At 68.1% G+C, this 17,387-nt stretch carries 8 protein-coding genes; 6 read left to right on the top strand and 2 right to left on the bottom strand.

The genetic code is table 11. The features are described from left to right. Positions 1–88 precede the first annotated feature (88 nt). The 5 genes from ABD235_RS37015 (at position 89) to ABD235_RS36995 (ending at position 9,853) form a co-directional block, all read left to right on the top strand. Positions 89–3,184 carry a PD-(D/E)XK nuclease family protein gene (locus ABD235_RS37015; RefSeq protein ID WP_344182862.1) on the top strand — a complete coding sequence of 1,032 codons (3,096 nt, stop codon included), beginning with the start codon at positions 89–91 and terminating at the stop codon, positions 3,182–3,184. Next, positions 3,177–7,061, top strand: a complete 3,885-nt coding sequence (locus ABD235_RS37010) for a UvrD-helicase domain-containing protein (RefSeq protein WP_344182860.1) — start codon at positions 3,177–3,179, stop codon at positions 7,059–7,061. The genes ABD235_RS37015 and ABD235_RS37010 overlap by 8 nt, the downstream gene beginning before the upstream one ends. A 240-nt stretch (positions 7,062–7,301) precedes the next feature. Then, positions 7,302–7,925, top strand: coding sequence for a LysE/ArgO family amino acid transporter (locus ABD235_RS37005; RefSeq protein WP_344182858.1), 624 nt, complete (start codon positions 7,302–7,304; stop codon positions 7,923–7,925). A gap of 66 nt (positions 7,926–7,991) precedes the next feature. Further along, complete coding sequence (locus ABD235_RS37000; protein ID WP_344182857.1) at positions 7,992–8,348, top strand: VOC family protein; 357 nt, start codon at positions 7,992–7,994, stop codon at positions 8,346–8,348. A gap of 89 nt (positions 8,349–8,437) precedes the next feature. Continuing rightward, a complete protein-coding gene (locus ABD235_RS36995) occupies positions 8,438–9,853 on the top strand; it encodes a serine hydrolase domain-containing protein (RefSeq protein ID WP_344182855.1) in 1,416 nt (471 codons plus the stop codon). Between the two features lie 921 nt (positions 9,854–10,774). On the opposite strand, the gene ABD235_RS36990 is transcribed toward ABD235_RS36995, so the two are convergent. Next, entirely contained in the window at positions 10,775–14,830 is a 4,056-nt protein-coding gene (locus ABD235_RS36990) for a DUF6531 domain-containing protein (RefSeq protein ID WP_344182853.1), read from the bottom strand. A gap of 280 nt (positions 14,831–15,110) precedes the next feature. Between ABD235_RS36990 and ABD235_RS36985 the strand changes: the two genes are divergently transcribed. Beyond that, on the top strand, positions 15,111–15,737 hold the full coding sequence (locus tag ABD235_RS36985; RefSeq protein ID WP_344182851.1) for a DUF6308 family protein: 627 nt from the start codon (positions 15,111–15,113) through the stop codon (positions 15,735–15,737). Between the two features lie 92 nt (positions 15,738–15,829). Here the strand turns inward: ABD235_RS36985 and ABD235_RS36980 are convergent, their stop codons facing one another. Further along, positions 15,830–17,368: an LLM class flavin-dependent oxidoreductase gene (locus ABD235_RS36980; protein ID WP_344182849.1), complete on the bottom strand. Its 1,539-nt coding sequence runs from the start codon at positions 17,366–17,368 to the stop codon at positions 15,830–15,832. Positions 17,369–17,387: the final 19 nt, after the last annotated feature.

The following is a 17,387-nucleotide window of genomic DNA, read 5'->3' as shown; positions in this document are numbered from 1 at the left end:
GGTCATGGGTTCGCCGCGGCGGCCGCGGAAGGATTGTCCGTGGCAGGGTTTAGCGTCTTTCACGACAAGCACCAGGATCGGGGGCACAGTGAGCGGGACCCGGATCGAGACCACGGCGTACGGCGCGGCCGCGCTGGAGCGGCTGGCCGAGGTCGTCGCGCGGCTGAAGGCCGACGACCCGATGAAGCCCGTCACGCTGCTGCTGCCGGACAACCTGACCGGGGTCGTGGCGCGCCGATTCCTCGCCTCCACAGGCATCGCCGCGCTGTACCTGGCGACGTTGCCACGTCTGGCCGAGCAGTTGGCGGCCGGGTTGCTGGCGCCGCGCCGGCCGGCCACCCGGCCCATCGTCGCGGCGACCTGGCGGACCGCGTTGTCCAAGACGCCCTGTGTGTTCGAGGAGGTCGCCGATCACCCGTCCACGATCCAAGCGCTTGCTGCAGCGCACCGGGAGTTGCGCGACCTCAGCGACCCCGCGCTGGAGAAGGTGTCGGCCGCCTCGGGGCTCGGCCCCTCGCTGATCCATCTCCACCGCACGGTCTGCGACGAGCTCCGCGGGGACTGGTACGACGAGACCGACCTGCTTCGGGCCGCCGCCTCTCGTGCCGAGGCCGAGCCGGCCGTGGTCGCCGAGCTCGGATCCCTGGTGCTGTATCTGCCGCAGGAGCTGAGCCAGGCCGAGGCGTCGTTCGTCGCCGCACTCGGGATCGCGGCCGCCGATCTGACCGTCGTCGTCGGCCTGACCGACGTACGGCGGGCCGACCGCGCCGTCCGGCGGTCACTGGAACGCATCGGGATCGACCTGCCGCCGTCGATCTCGAAGAACTACCCGGTCGCGACCGAGGTGCTGAACGCGTCGGACGCCGACGACGAGATTCGCTGCGTCGTCAGGGATCTGGTCACGGTGCTGGACAAGACGCCGGCGCATCGCGTCGCCGTCCTGTACGCCGCCGCCTCGCCGTACGCGCGACTCCTGCACGAACACCTCGCCGCCGCCAAGATCACCGCAAACGGCCCGGGCACCCGCCCGGTGCACGAGCGAGCCCTGGCGCGCACGCTGTTGGAGATCCTCGCGCTGGTCGACCGCGACCTGCCTCGAGCCGACCTGTTCCGCGCGCTGGCCAACGCCCCGACCCGCGACTTCACCGGCGAGCGCATCCCGGTGCCGCAGTGGGAGCGCCTGTCGCGCGTTGCGGGCGTCGTCCGCGGCGACGACTGGGAGGTGCGACTCGGCCGCTACGCCGAGACCGAACGCCGGACGGCCGAGCAGGAGCAGCTCGCGGACGATCCTCGCCCCGCGGTGATCCGCCGCGCGCAGTACAACGCCTCCAACGCCGTTCGCCTGCACGCCTTCGCCGTCGAGCTGCGAAGCCGGCTGGGCGCGGCCGCGGTCATGGAGAGCTGGTCGCAACTGTCCGAGGTCGTGCTCCGGTTGTTCCACGACCTGCTCGGCGACTACGGGACCTTGCCCGTCGAGGAGCAGTACGCCGCGGTCGCCGTCGAGGGATCGCTGCGCGGGCTGTCGACGCTCGACGAGCTGGGCACGCCGGCCAGCCTGAGCGTGCTGCGTGACGTCCTCGATCTGGAGCTGCGGCAGTCGCTGCCCCGAATCGGCACTTTCGGCACCGGCGTATTGGTGGCTCCGCTGTCCGCAGCCGTCGGCCTCTCCGTCGACGTGGTGTACGTGGTCGGTCTCGCGGAGGACCTCTATCCAGGTCGCGTGCACGAGGACGCCCTGCTCCCGCACCGCGTCCGTGAGGCAGCGGCACCCGAGTTGGCGTCAGCACGAGACCGGCTCGACGAGAAGCACCGGCATCTTCTCGCCGCGTTCTCGGCCGGATCGTCGCGGGTGGTCGCGTCCTTCCCGCGCGGGGACCTCCGTCGATCGAGCCGTCGTCTGCCGACCCGCTGGCTGCTCGGCACCCTCCGAGACCTGAGCGGCGACCACTCCCTGGCCGCGACGTTGTGGGACCAGACGTCGTACGGCGATCGCCTGCTGACCTCCGCGTCGTACGCGGGCTCGTTGACCACGGCAAGGATGCCGGCCACGGAGCAGGACTGGCAGGTCCGCGCCGTGACCGCCGGGCTGACCTTGTCGGACGGCGTTGTCGACCGCGCCCGCTTGTTGCTGCGAGCCCGTTCCAGTGACGCGTTCACCCGCTTCGACGGCAACCTGTCCGGCGTCGACGGCCTGCCGGACTACGCGCTCGAGGACCGGACCGCATCGCCGACCTCGCTGGAGTCGTACGCGTCCTGCCCGCACGCCTACTTCGTTGAACGTCTGCTGCAGGTGGAGCCGCTGGAGGCTCCCGAGGACCTGCTGGTGATCTCGCCGGTCCAGATCGGCAACCTGATCCACAACAGCCTGGACGCGTTCGTCAGCCGGCTCGCCGGTTCTCTCCCGGGTTACGGCGAGCCCTGGACCGCCGAGCAGCGGTCGCTGCTCCTGACCATCGGAGCCGACTTCGCCGCTCGCTTCGAAGCCGAAGGACTGACCGGCCATCCGCGCCTGTGGCAACGCGAGCGTCTGCGCATCTTGGGCGACCTGCTGGTCCTGCTCGAGGACGACGATCGCTGGCGAGCCGAGCACGACGCGTCGGTCGTCGCCAGTGAGCTGCGCTTCGGCCTGGACGGCGAGCCGCCGGTGGAGATTCCGGTGCCCAGCGGGCGGGTCCTGTTGCGCGGCTCCGCCGACAAGGTCGACCTCGGCAAGGACGGCACGATCTACGTCACCGACGTGAAGACCGGCGGCTTCTCCCGCTACGAGGCGATCGAGTCCGACCCGGTCGCCGCCGGCACGAAGCTGCAGCTGCCCGTCTACGCGTACGCCGCGCGCGCCCGGCTCGGTGAGGAGTCGACGCCCGTCGAAGCGGCGTACTGGTTCGTCCGCAAGGGCGGTCGACGGATCCCGGTCCCGCTGACTCCCGAGGTCGCCGACCGGTACGTGCACGCCCTCGACGTGATCGTCTCGTCGATCGCCGCCGGCCACTTCCCCGCGAAAGCGCCCGAGATCCCGGACTTCTTGTGGGTCCAGTGCCCGTACTGCAATCCCGACGGCATCGGCCACAGCGAGGTGCGAGCCCGCTACGACCGCAAGCGCTTCGACCCGGCGCTGGAACGGCTGGTCCGCTTGATCGACCCGGGTGCGCTCCCCACCTTCGAGGAGGTGAGCCTCGATGACTGAACTGCTCGACGCGGACGCCCGCGAGCAGATCCGGGACGCGACGGACACGACCTTGTTCGTCGAGGCCGGCGCCGGTTCCGGCAAGACCCACGCGCTGGTCGACCGAGTCACCACCCTCGTCCTCCGCGACGGCGTGCCACTGCGCACGATCGCCGCGGTCACCTTCACCGAGAAGGCCGGCGCCGAACTCCGCGACCGGCTCCGCGTCGAGTTCGAGAAGGCCCGCAAAGGTCCCGATCGTACCCGCGCCGACGAGGCGCTCGACGACCTCGACTCCGCGTCGATCGGTACCTTGCACTCCTTCGCCCAGCAGATCCTGCTTGCCCATCCCATCGAGGCCGGCCTGCCACCACTGATCGACGTCCTCGACGAAGTCGGCTCGTCCGTCGCCTTCGAAGAACGCTGGTCCGAGCTCCAGCAGCAACTGCTCGACGACGACACCATCGCCGAGCCGCTGCTTTTGGCGATGGCAGTCGGCGTAGAGCTCAAGCACCTCCGCTCACTGGCCCGCCTGTTCGGCAACGACTGGGACCTGATCAGCGAACGGGTCCTGGTCGACCCACCCGAACTGGTCGCCATGCCCGACCTCACCGGCCTGATCGCCGCGGCAGCCCAGATCGGCGCCGCCGCCGACAACTGCCGGGCCGAGGACGACCGCCTGCTCCCGAAGATCCACCGCATCCGCGACCTCGGCCTGATGCTCGCCGCAGCGACCGACGCCGAGACCCAGTTAGCGATCCTGCAGAACCTGCGCACCCTCAAGATCGGCAAGATCGGCCGCAAGGAGAACTGGCCCGACATCACCCGCAACCGCGCCGACTGCACCGAGGTCGTCGAGGTTGCCGGCGCCCTGGTCGAGCTCGTCCTGGACTCTTGCCTCAGGCACCTGTCCCGCTGGATCGCCGAACAGGTCCTGGACTCCGCCGAACAGCGCCGCACCGAAGGCCGCCTGGAGTTCCACGACCTCCTAGTGCTGGCCCGCAACCTCCTCCGCCGCGAACCCGCAGTCCGCTCCGCCCTCCAGGACCGCTACCAGCGCCTACTCCTCGACGAGTTCCAAGACACCGACCCCATCCAGATCGAACTGGCCGTCCGCATCGCCGCCGGCGCCGACGCAGACGCCGAAGACTGGCGCGACATCGAGATCCCCGACGGCTCCCTCTTCGTGGTCGGCGACCCCAAGCAATCCATCTACCGCTTCCGCCGAGCCAACATCGCCACCTACCTCACCGCCCAGTCCCTCCTGGGCGAAACCGTCACCCTCACCACCAACTTCCGCACCGTGCCGCCCGTCCTCACCTGGATCAACACCGTCTTCACCACCCTCATCACCCCAGCCGAAGGCGCCCAACCCACCTACCACCCTCTAACCCCCCACCGCCTTCCCCCACCCGAGGCCCCCGCCCCGCACTCACCCCCTCCGACTGCCTCAAGCCACCCCCACCCCACCCCGCTTCCTCCCACATCTTGTTCTCCGGCCGAAGCGACCCGAACCACCAGCAACCCCACCGGCCGCATCCCGGCCGCCCCAACCACCGCCGAGTCCCCCACGACCCCGGACCTCACCACCCCGGGCTCCACCTTCTTCACCACCACGGACTCCACCTCCCCCGGCAACCCAAACGCCAAGCCCCCAACGACGCCCACTACCTCAGACCACCCCAACCCCAACCCCAACCCCAACCCCAACCCCAACCCCAACCCCAGCCCCGATCCCCACCCCCGCCAGCACCCCCACTCCCCTCCGCCCGCTCCTTCATCTCTTCCACCGGCCGAAGCGACCCCAACCACCGCCAACCCCACCGGCCGCATGACCACCACCCCAGCCACAGGCGACCAGCTCTCCCTCTTCGACGACGAAGCCACCCCGCCGGAGGAGGAATCCGACGACCACCCACTAGCAACAGTCACCTCCATCCGCCGCCACCTCACCGTCGTCCCACCCACCGACGACACGACAACCCCCTTCACCGCCGCCACAGCAATCCCCGGCTGGTCCCCCAACGACAACCCGACACCCCCAAGCAACAACGCAGCCGAGCGAACAACAACCGGCCCCGCCGTCACCATCCTCGGCGCCACCCCGCACGACGACCTCCCCCGCGCCCAAGCCTCCGTCCTCCGCGAACGCGAAGCCGCCGACGTCGCCACCGTCATCACCCAAGCCCTGCACGAGAACTGGACCGTCTACGACGAGAAGACAGCGACCTGGCGCCCAGCCGGCGCCGGCGACATCGCCGTCCTCGTCCCCGCCCGCACCTCCCTCCCCTTCCTCGAAGACGCCCTGGACCGCGCCGACATCCCGTACCGCGCGGAAGCAAGCTCCCTCGTCTACCAAACCGCCGAGGTCCGCGACCTCCTCGCCTGCGCCCGAGCCCTGGGCGACCCCAGCGACCAACTAGCCCTCGTCACAGCCCTCCGCTCCCCACTCTTCGGCTGCGGCGACGACGACCTGTTCACCTGGAAGCGCGCCGGCGGCTCCTTCACCCTTACCGCCCCCATCCCCGACAACCTCCTCACCCACCCCGTCGGCGAAGCCATGGAGTGGCTCCGCAAGACCTACTACGCCTCCCGCTGGCTCACCCCCAGCGAGATCCTCGGCAAGATCGTCGCCGACCGCCGCATCCTCGAAGTCGCCGCCACCGGCCCCCGAGCCCGCGACGCCTGGCGTCGCATCCGCTTCGTCGTGGACCAAGCCCGAGCCTGGTCCGAGGTCGAGCACGGTGGCCTGCGCTCCTACCTCGCCTGGGCCGCACACCAAGGCGAAGAGACCTCCCGGGTCGCCGAAGCAGTCCTCCCCGAAACCGACGCCGACGCCGTCCGCGTGATGACCATCCACGCCGCCAAGGGCCTCGAGTTCCCGATCGTAATCCTCAGCGGCATGACCGCGTCCCCCAACCGCCAACGAGGTGTCCAGGTCCTCTGGCCCCAAGACGGCGGCTACGCGGTCAAACTCAAGTCCTCAGTCCAGACCGAGGACTTTGACCTCGTCCAACCCGTCGACGAGCAGATGGACGACTACGAACGCCGCCGTCTCCTGTACGTCGCCGCGACGCGAGCGCGCGACCACCTCGTCGTCTCCCTCCACCGCTCCGGCACCCGCCGCCACTCCAGCAATGCCGAGCTCCTCACCTCAGCCAACGCCCTCGAGGTCCCCAACCTCCACCACCTCACCCCAGCCCCTGCCCCCTCCACCCCAGCCGACGGAACTTCCGCCTCAATAGCCCCCAAAATCTCCCCACCCCTCAACCGAGCCGAGTGGGAATCCCGCATCACCGAATCCCGCGCCGCCAGCCGCCGCCGTTCCAGCCAAAGCCCCTCCGGCCTGGAAGGCACCGGCCCCGACGTGGCCCTGCACGCAGCAGACCCCGGTACGGCGAAAGCAGCGCGCGACATCGACCTCCCGCCCTGGTCCAAGGGCCGCTACGGCACCGCCATCGGCCGAGCCGTCCACGGCGTCCTCCAGGTCGTCGACCTCACCACCGCCGCCGGCCTGGAGTCTGCCGTCCAGTCCCAGTGCCTGGCCGAAGGAGTCGTCGAGTACGCCGACGTAGTCCAAGCCCTGGTCCGCTCGGCCCTCTCCTCCGACATCGTCCAACGGGCCGCCACCCGCGAACACTGGCGCGAGTCCTTCGTCGGCATCCCCCAACCCGACGGCACCGTCCTCGAAGGCTTCATCGACCTCCTGTACCGCGAGGACGACGGCACCCTGATGATCGTCGACTACAAAACCGACGCCATCCCCGCCGCGGCCCTGGACGCCCGCATCGCCCACTACGCACCCCAGCTCCACGCCTACACCGCCATGCTCCCCACGAAGGCGAAGGCCACTCTCCTCTTCCTCTCCCCCACCAAAGCCCACGCCCACCCATTGTGATTGCCCTAAGCAACCACCACTCGATCCTCGAACACACCCCGCCGGGCCAGCAGCAACGTGGCTACTCCCGCGGTCAACGCCCTGCCTGCCAGCAGCAAATTCACTTGCCGACATCCCTCCCCAGTTGGACGATCACTCCATGACCACGACCAGTGCCCACCTGCCGCTGCCCTCCACCGTTCGTCCGGTGGCGGCCCAGCAGCAGACCGGCCGACCGTTGGGATCGATCACCTCCCGCACGTGATCACCGCGCTCGTCGCGGGCCTGGTCGCCGGCTACGGCATCGCCATCCCCGTAGGCGCCATCGGCACCTACCTCGTAGCCCTCACCGCCCGTACGACGCTCAAGGTCGGCGCGGCGGCCGCCCTCGGCGTAGCCACCGCCGACGGCCTCTACGCCCTCATCGCCACCATCGGCGGCTCAGCCATTGCCCCCGCCCTGGCGCCTGTCACCACACCCCTCAAGTGGATCTCGGTAGCAGTCCTCCTGGCCCTGGCCGCCCGAGGCGCGATCACAGCCATCACCCACCACCGCCGAATCGACTCCGCCAAACCCATCCCGCCGTCCCCCACCCCCACCAGCGCCTACTTCACCCTCCTAGGCATGACGCTGCTCAACCCCACCACCATCCTCTACTTCACCGCCCTCGTTCTGGGCGCCCAAGACACCACAACCCCAACCCCCACAGAACAAACCATCTTCATCACAGCAGCCTTCATCGCGTCGTCCTCCTGGCAACTCCTCCTCTCCACCAGCGGCGCCCTGCTGGGCCGCCTCCTCACCACTCCCAGAGCCCGCCTCCTGACAGCACTGACCTCCAGCGCAGTCATCACCGTCCTAGCCCTACGAATCCTCATCTCCTAACAAGACCCGGCGCCCACCCCTCCTGGATCCAGACATGCCCGAATCCAGGAGGGGAACCGGACCGACATGGACATTCCCCGCCTGACCCACGTCCGAGCGAACGTCCGAGACCTCGCTACGGCGATCACCTGGTACGAGGACCTCCTCGGCGTACCAGCCGAAGGCCACTGGCCGCCGGACGCACCGACGTACGCGCACTTCACCCTCGGCCCAGCGCAGTTCGCCATCGGCCGCTACGACCCAGCGCCGTCAGCCGGCGTTCGCTTCAACCTCGAGGTCGACGACGTGGACGCCTGGTGGGCACGTCTGGGACCGACAGCCGACGTGCTCGAACCTCTCACCACCACGCCGTACGGCAGCCGCAAGTTCACCATCCGCGACCCCGACGGCAACGAACTCGGCTTCGTCCAGGCGCCGGCCTGAACGAAGCCGCTAATTCCATTGCACGCTCTTGTTAGCGTGCCCGAATGGCCTCTCAACGCGCGCTCCTTCCGCGGTCGACACCAGCTGCCATGGGCATGTCCCCCCGCGCGATCTCCACGCTGCTGGACCGTCTGGAAGAGCACAGCGTCGAGTGCCACTCGCTCATGGTCGTACGCCGCGGGCACATCGTCGCCGAAGGCTGGTGGGCGCCGTACTCCGCCGACCGCCCGCACCTCCTGTACTCCCTGACCAAGTCGTTCACCTCAGTCGCCGTCGGCCTCGCAATCGCCGACGGTCTGCTCTCGTTGAACGACCGAGTGGTCGACGTACTTCCCGACCACGTCCCGACCGACCTCCCGGAACAGGCCCGCCGCCTCACCGTCCACCACCTGCTGTCGATGACCGTCGGCCACGACACCGACAGCCTCACCGAAGCATGGGATCTGGAACCGCAAGACCTCGTGAAGGGCTTCCTCCGCGTTCCGTTCACCGTTCCCGAAGGCACTCAGCACACTTACGACAACGCGACGACCTTCGTCCTCGCCCGCATGGTCGAGCGGGCCACCGGCCAAGACCTCCGCGAGTTCCTCAACGAACGCCTCTTCCACCCGATGCGCATCGACCACGCCGAGTGGGATCGGGTCGCGAGCGGCGCCGCCTTCGGCTTCCACGGCCTGCACCTCACCACCGAAGCCATCGTCGCCTTCGGCGAACTGCTCCTCCGCGAAGGCCGCTGGGGCAATCAGCAACTCGTCCCCAGCGAATGGGTGAAGCTGGCAACGAGCCGCCACATCGAGACCCTCCCCCTCCCGAACTGGACCCCGAACCACGACTTCCTCAACGGCTACGGCTACCAGTTCTGGATCAACCGCCACGGCTACCACGGCCACGGCTCGTTCGGCCAGTACTGCGTAGTCGTCCCGTCCCACGACCTGGTGATCGCCTTCACCGGCGCCGTAGATCCCACAGACGCACTCCCCGGCCTCTTCTGGGACTGCCTACTCCCCGACCTGGACGGTGCCCCCCAGGCGGACCCAGCCGCAGCTCACCAACTTGCCCTCACCGACAAGCTGCAGCACCTGTTCCTCAAGCCAGTACCAGGCACAGCCACCCCGACCAACCAGTCCGAAGCCGACCACAAGCATCAAGCAACACTCGACGGCACCGCCAAAGACTCCGCGCTCCCCGACAAAACCGCGGTGCACATCAACCCCATCGACGGCGGATGGCTCCTGCACCTCGGACCGTCCCTAACCCTCGAGGTCGGCCACACGACCTGGCGAGAATCGTCCCCTCTCGGCCGCCCCGTCATCGCCACCGGCGCCTGGCAGAACACCACCTTCATCGCCGACCTCTACGTCATCACCACCCCACACCGAGTCCGCCTGGTACTAGACACCACCACAGGCAAAGCCACAGCAACCTGGAACGTCGTCCCCCTCACCACCCCCGACGTGACCCTGCACCTCCAAGCACCCCTGATGACCCGCCCCGACGTCGCATAGCCGACATCAAACCGGCTCAAACCCCACAACCTCGCCACCATCGTCGCTCTGGTGGCCGGGCGGTGGGCCGAAGGTGCCCGCCACGTTGAGAGCGCCACCACTCGACCTCCCGCTTCTCGAGACGGACTGCGCCAGTAGCCGATGAGTTTCAGCGAGGCGGAGGCGCCCACGGTCGGCGTCCTCTCCTGGACCCACGAGTGTCGAACCACTGGCGGCCTCCGGCTTCCCACTCGGCGCGATACTCCGCGAAGGACTGCGGCGCCGCAGTCCCCGGATTGTCGTCATTGCCGAACTCGAAGCCACACTTCGGACACACCTCGTACGACGCTCGTCCCAACTGCTCCTCATACGGCGGACGCAGCGCAAGACCCAGTGGTGGCGGCCAACTCTCCTACGGCTTGCCGGTGAGCTGGTTGCCACCCCACACACCGGACAGCCCAAGCTGATCCGGTGATGGCACGCGCAGTACACCGCTCATGCCGCCTGAGCCCCAGGCCCTGGTCGACATAGGCGCGGCATCAAATCACATGCCGTCACTGCCAGCCCAACATCCAATTCGGATCGGTTTTACCAACCAGTCCTCGAAATGGATAACCCTCGGTCCCACGGACGGTCGAACAACGAACCTGCTGGCCAACTGCTCTCAGCGATGATCGGGGTCATCCGGCGCAGTTCGCCAGTCAAACCAAGGACTACCTTCCGCCTCCCACTCCGCGCGATACTCTTCGAAAGTCGACGGCGGCGCTGTTCCTGGGTTGTCATCGTTCCCAAATTCGAACCCGCACCTCCGGCAGACTTCGTACGAAGCGCGTCCGAGGTAGTCCTCGTAAGGCGGCTGAATGACCAGTCCCGGAGGTGGCGGCCAGGTCTCGTACGGTTTCACGTCCAAGGTTTCCGTGAAGCACACCGGACACTCGAACATCACGGCACCTGCTTCGTCAAGATCGTCACGAGGTCAAATGATCCATCCTCATTCGGCGAGACTCTGATACCAAGCTTGAAGTCGCCGGAACCGTCAGCTCGCGGGAACATGCCGATAATATCCTGGATCCCATTGCTCTGACTTGCTGAAGGCGGCCGGGACGCCAACTCCTGAATGTACTGGAACCACTGGTCGGTCGTTCCTCCCGGATCAATGCTGCGGAGGGACTTCGAGCCCGACCCGAAGACGTGCTTGTCCAGATGCAGAGCGGTCAAACCCCACTTCGGATCAGCGGCATTCGGCCGAAAGTGGATCAGGCGCGTCCGCAGTCCTGTTTGATGCTGGAACTGCTGCGCCGCTTGCGCTGTTCCACCAGGGAGACGACTGCTGATGCCGACCATGGCCAAGTTGGTCGCAAGGTCGGAGCAGTTGCCCTTGACTACACAGGCCTCGGCGGTCAGTACGCCTCCCGAGAGGCCGGAGGCCATCCCGGTCGCGGAAGAAACCTGCATCAGTATCGGGATAGCCGGCGCGCAAGGGCGGTAGATGGTGCAACCGACCGCGACCGTGAAGGTGCCGATCGAGATCCAGCCCGACACGTGGGAGACGTCGGTGAGGGTGCCGTTGATGTCGTTGAGGCCGGTGAGGTCTGTGTTGGTGAGGGGGTTGTTGCCGGCGTAGGCGTAGGGGTGGGACGAAGCGCCTTGGTCTGGGGAGAGGAAGGTGCCTGCGGATGGGTCGTACTCGCGTTGACCCAGGAGGTAGTTGCCGTTGGGGAGTTGGAGGCCGCCGGTGAAGGCTGGGGACGGGGTGGATCCGCGAGGGGCCGGACCTCTTGGGGTGCCGAAGGGTTCGTAGGAGCGGGGGTCGTCTCCGGTGGAGAGGACTGTGCCTGTTGGGGTTGTGGTGTGGGTGGTTGTCCTGTTGAGCGTGGCGGTGGAGAGGAGGCCTCGGCCGTAGGTGTGGCGGGTGGTGGTTGTTCCGTCTGTGGTGCTGAGGATTTGGGGTGAGAGCGGGTCCCAGAGGTAGCGGGTGGTTTGGCCCGGGGTGGATTCGGTGAGGCGGCGGCCGTCGGCGGCGTGGGTGTAGGTGGTCTTGCCGGTGGCCGTGGTCGACGAGGCGGGTTTGCCGGCGGCGGTCCAGGTGTAGGTCGTGGTGCCGTCGGAGGTGAGGTTGCCGTCGGCGTCGTACGTGTTGAAGCGGCCGACTGGGGGCAGCCGGGGATAGCCCTGGGGCGCGGTGATGGAGCCTTGGAGTTCGTTGCCGGGGCCGAACAGGGACCACTTGGTGCCGCTCGGGCGTTGCTCCCAGGTGCGGTTGCCGGCGCCGTCGTAGGCGTAGCGGATGTAGTCCTCGGCGCCGTCGGTGCACTGGTCGACGGCGTAGCAGACTGCGGTCAACTGGTCGAGAGCGTCGTACGTGTAGGCGGCCTTGCCTGTGGCTGAGTCGTTCGTCAGGACCAGATTGCCGTTTGCGTCGTAGGAGGACGCGACCGTACGGAGGGGCTCGCCAGGTTGGCTCAGCCGGAGCTCGGTCTCGCGGCCGAGGAGGTCGTACCGCCGGGTCTCGGTGAGGCCGGACGGGCGCTGGGTGGTGATGGAACCGCGGGCGACGTCGTACGCGTAGGTGGCTGCTGGCTTGCCGTCGACCTTTGCTGAGGTGAGCCGGTTGACGGCGTCCCACGTGTAGGTCTCCGTGTGGCCGGCCGCACTGCGGGATTGCAGGTTCCCGGCCGGATCCCACTGGTAGGCGACTGCCGAGCCGGGTCGGCTGACCGAGGTCAGCCGGTCGAAGGTGTCGTAGCCGAAGCGCGTAACGCCGCCGACGTCGGTCATCGTCGTACGACGGCCTGCGGCGTCCCAGGTGAACGAGTTCGACGGTGTCTTGTCGGAGTAGTCGACGCGGGTGATCGCGCCGCGGGCGTCGAGGGTGAAGGACGCGGACTTGCCGGACGGGAGCGTCGTCCGGACCAGACGGCCGGCCTTGTCGTGGCTGAATCGCCAGGTGCGACCGCCGTACGTCGTCGCGGTCAAGCGGCCGGCTGCGTCGTACGAAGAGGTCTGCGACCGCCCGCTGGCATCGGTCTGCTTGACCAGTCGGCCGGAGGCGTCGAACTCGGCGGTTGCCTCAGGCAAGGACGGCGCGGTGACGCTGACCAGCTGGCTTGCGTCGTCGTAGCGGTATCGGGTGGTTCCGCCGCGCGCGTCCGTCGACGCTGACAGGCGGCCGCGGTCGTCGTACTCGAGGCGGGTGTTCTGGTCCAGCGGCCCGTGCTGTTCGAGAGGTTGGTCGTCGGCCGAGTAGGTGAAGGTCGTGGACTGACCGCGCGGGCCGGTGACCTTGGTCGGTCGGCCCCAACCGTCCACCTCGTACTTCGTGACGTTGCCGCCGGGGTCGGTGGTGCTGGTCAGGTCGCCGTCCGGCGAGTAAGTGGATCGGCTCGTCCGGCCGCTGCTGTCGCGGACCGACACCGGTAGACCACGCTGGTCGTAGGTGACCGACGAGGTCCTTCCGGCGTACAACGTGCTGACCAGGTTGCCTCGGGCGTCGTAGCCGAAGGTCGAGCGCCGACCGAGCGGATCCGTTGCCGAGACAGGATCGTTCGAGCTGTTGTAGGAGCGCCGAGTGGTGAAGCCGCCCGCGTCGGTGGAGCTGGTCACGCGACCGAGCGCGTCGTACGTATGGCGCGCGCCGTGACCCAACGGGTCGAAGACGCGGATCAGGTTGCCCATCGAGTCGTAGTGAAAGGTGACCGCGACGCCTGTGGGATCGATCTGGCGGACCAGCCAATTCCGCTCGTACTCGTTGATCCACCGGCCGCCGGTCGGGTCGGTCATCGTGGACTTGCCGCGGATCCCGGCGTCTTCCCAGGTCCAGGTGCTCTTCGCGCCTTTGCCGTCGGTCTGGCTGACGACGCGGCCGTTCTCGTCGTACTCGGTCGCCAGCGTCGGGCGGTTACCGTCACCACGCTTCTCACTGGTCAGCCGGCCGGCGGCGTCGTACCCGTACTCCGTTCGCACGCCGCCGGGCGACGTGACGGCAACGAGCTTGCCGTCGGTGTACTCGTACTGGACTCTGCGCGCGTCGGCTCCCGGAGCAGCGAGCACCACCGCGGTGAGGAGACCGGCGTCGTCGTACGAATAGTCGAGCGATCTGCGGCCGTTGACGACGGAGCCGATCCGACCGGATTCGCGGGTGATCGTCAGGCCTTGGCCGTTGCGGTCGAGGATCGACAACAGCTCGCCGGACGACGAGAACCGCATCCGTTGCTGATCGACGTCGGTCAGCACGTAGTCCGTGCCCGAGCGTCCGAGGGTGAACCGCGCGGCGCCCAGCTCGACGACGAAGCCGGTGCCGCGCTGGGTGAAGGCGATCTCCCGGCCGTCCGAGGCCAGGTACGTCGCCGAACGACCGGTGACGACCAGCTTGTCGGAGTACGACGAACGCCAGCCGGGGCCGAGCGAGCCGGTGGTCGGATCGTTCGAGTTGTACGTCCGGTCGACCCTGAGCGGTACGCCGAGACCGGCCACCACCGCATCCGTCTCGACCGCCGTCAGGGCACCGGTCAGCGAGTTCACCGGATCCGACTGCATCGCGAACGGGCCGAACAGGCCTCGCGCCTGCTTGTCCGGCAGCACGAACCCCGGGGCGCCCGCGTAGATGTTGACGTTCCCGGTCGCCGACCCCTTGCCGTTCGTCAGGGACGCGGCCAGCAGAGCGGGTGAGGACGACACTTCGCAGTCCAGCGGAACCGTGACGGACCAGCTCAGCGACTGCGTTCGGGCCGGCTTCGGTTTCGGGTAATTGGTGCACGGCCAGCCGCTGACCTGCCACGTGCGGGCGTCGGTCAGCTGCATCGCGCAGATGTTCATCGACGGCGCGAAGGTGCGGGCCTTGAACGTGAACGTCTGGCCGGTCCCCGCGTGACCGAAGCCGCCGTCGTTGGCGATCTGCGGGCCCTTGGTCAGCAGTTCACCGCCGGCGGTGATGCTCATGTCGACGTGGATGCAGGTGCCGTCCTCGGCGTACGCGGCCGGGCTGGTCACCGCGATCACCGGGATGAGGATAAAGAACGCCAAGAGGGCGGACAGGGTCCTGCGAGCTGCCCGCATCTGGTTCTCCGTTCGGTTGATTGCCGTCACGGAGAGTTTAGGGTGGTGGCTGCGGGTTACGGGTGGCTTTGTTGTCGGCTGTGGACAAGTGGTGGTGTCACCCTGTGGGCGGGGAGTGGGTGGCTTCCCCTACGATGCACCGCATCCGGATTTGATCGGATTCCCGGTCGGATCGCCCAATCCGGCTGGCGGGTTCGCCACCAAGAGTGTGAGGGTGTGGCTCATGAACATCGGTAGTCGGAAGATCGTCGTGGACGAGGCGATCGCGCAGTTGCGGATCTACTGCGAGTCGAACGGCGCGGTGCTGCGGTACTACGACGGGCTTCCGGGGCTGACCACGGTGGGTGGGTCGGAGCCGGACCGGGTGACGCTGGAGGATCTCGCGCGGACGATGGTGATCGGGTCGGACCTGCGCGCGCTGGACATCCCGTGGCTGCTGGAGGTGGACGCGGAGAAGGAGTTCGCGGCGATCCCGGTGGACGCGAAGCTCGAGGACGCGGCGCCGGGGTCGGAGCTGTTCGACGCGGCGATCGCGCTGGACGAGAAGTTCTCCGGGCACCGCGGGTTCGGGACCGCGAAGAAGGCGAAGCTGCTGCACCTGAAGCGGCCGTATCTCTTCCCGGTCAGCGACAGCTTCATCCGGATGACGTACAGCGACGCGTCCGCCGGGGCCGAGTTCCTGGCTGCCGTGCACCGGGACCTCGTGAACCCGGCGAACGTGCGGGACTTCAAGGTGCTGCAGACCCGGCTGATCGCCGAGCCGGCGACGTCGGCGGCGAAGGTGCTCGCGGAGGCGCCGACGTTGCGGCTGCTGGACATCCTCGCGTCGCTGCTGGGCGAGGCGAAGTAGGCGGTACGGCGTGCGCTCGCTGAGGTGATCGGGCACTACGGCGTACGGCCGCTGAGGTGATCTGGCGGTACGGCGTACTGGGCGGTGCCGCGTTACATGACGCCGAGGCGGGCCAGGGGTTCGACCAGTTCGCGTTCTTCGTAGGACAGGTGGGACAGCAGGGTGTCGTCGAGCAGGTCGACGGCGGCGCGGAGGTCGTCGAGGGTGCCTTCGCCGGAGACCAGGTGGACGAGGGCCTTGTCGACGTTCTCGAGGACGTCGTGGATGACCAGGTGCTCTTCCTGGAGACGGTCGACGACGGGCTTGAGACGGTCGTCGGCTCGGCGCAGTCGGGGGAAGAGTGAGGCGTCCTCGATGGAGTGGTGCGTGGTGACGAGGCGGCAGTACGACTCGCAGTAGGTGCCGAGGGTCCAGTTGTTCTGGCGCATGGTCATGGTGTTGATGTGAGAGCGGGCGGCGCCGACGCCCATCGAGCCCGCGGCGACCTGCTCGACGAGGTCGTGGATCTGCTCGAGCTCGGCGCGGAGATGGTCGTGCACCTGGATCAGGTGTTCGCCGGAGGAGAGCTGGTACGGCGTGTAGGTGCGCTCGGGGTCGAGCGCCGGGCCGGTTGGACGGGTTGACTCGTCCCACACCTGTACGTCGCTCCGCCGTTCGGTGGGCGGAGGAGTCGGTACGACGGAAAAGTTGGCTGAGGCCGGCGAGGAGACCGACACAACAGGGTTCTTTGTGATGGCAACTGCAGCGTTTCCCGAAGTGCGCGCTGTCGCTACCGATTCCTTGACGCCCTCGGCGACCTCCGCGAAGCGGCGGATGTCTTCTGGGTTGTCCGAGGCCAGGATGTACGTGCTCATGCCCTCGGCCAGCGTCAGCTCCGTGAGTTGCTCGATCCACACCGACTCAGGCCCCTGCAGGAAGCCACCCTGGCCGGTGAAAGTCCCGGAGAGGTTGTAGAGGCGCCGGATCGCGGAAGGGTCCCGCCCTGCGTCGACAGCGGACTCGTCGATGATCTTGTTCATCGCGGACAGAGCATCCGGACCGGCATAGCCGCTCGAGGGCACCCAGCCGTCCGCGAGGCGGCCGGTCAGAGCGAGCATGCGAGGCTTGTACGCGCCCAGCCAGATCTCCACCGTGTGCGCGGGCGCCGGGCCGCGCTTGGCGCCGTTGAGGGTGTAGTGCTTGCCGGGGAGGCGGATGCCGCCGCCCTCGGGCTTCCACACCTCGCGGATGATCGCGAGCGCCTCCTCCAGCGCCTCGATGCTCTGGCCGGCGGTCAGCTCTGGCCCGCCGTTCGCGGCGATGGCCTCGCGAAATCCACCGGCCCCGAGGCCGAGCTCGACGCGTCCGCCGGTGATCAGGTCGAGCGACGCGACACTGCGCGCGAGTACGACGGGATGCCGCAGCGGCAGGTTGGCGACGTTGGTCGCGACCTTGACCGTGCGCGTCTGGGCGGCGATGACGCTCAGCAGGGTCCACGCGTCGGCCAGTCGCGGCTGGTACGGGTGGTCCTGCAGCGTGACCAGGTCCAGCCCGACCTGCTCGGTCAACTGGGCCAGCGCGATCACGCGGTCGACCTGATCGATCGCCGGCGTGATGAACGTTCCGAAGACCAGCTCGTGCCCGTAGTCCATCGTCCACACCTTCGTTGCC

Origin of the sequence: Kribbella lupini (genome assembly GCF_039529595.1) — a bacterium.
In the GTDB taxonomy this organism is placed as follows: domain Bacteria; phylum Actinomycetota; class Actinomycetes; order Propionibacteriales; family Kribbellaceae; genus Kribbella; species Kribbella lupini.
Note: the sequence above shows the minus strand (reverse complement) of the source record. Positions and strands in the feature narration are given on the sequence as shown.

Coding starts and splice junctions, on each gene's coding strand:
- ABD235_RS36985 (WP_344182851.1), top strand. CDS start 15,111: ATGAACATCGGTAGTCGGAAGATCGTCGTGGACGAGGCGATCGCGCAG.
- ABD235_RS36995 (WP_344182855.1), top strand. CDS start 8,438: ATGGGCATGTCCCCCCGCGCGATCTCCACGCTGCTGGACCGTCTGGAA.
- ABD235_RS36980 (WP_344182849.1), bottom strand. CDS start 17,368: ATGGACTACGGGCACGAGCTGGTCTTCGGAACGTTCATCACGCCGGCG.
- ABD235_RS37010 (WP_344182860.1), top strand. CDS start 3,177: ATGACTGAACTGCTCGACGCGGACGCCCGCGAGCAGATCCGGGACGCG.
- ABD235_RS37000 (WP_344182857.1), top strand. CDS start 7,992: ATGGACATTCCCCGCCTGACCCACGTCCGAGCGAACGTCCGAGACCTC.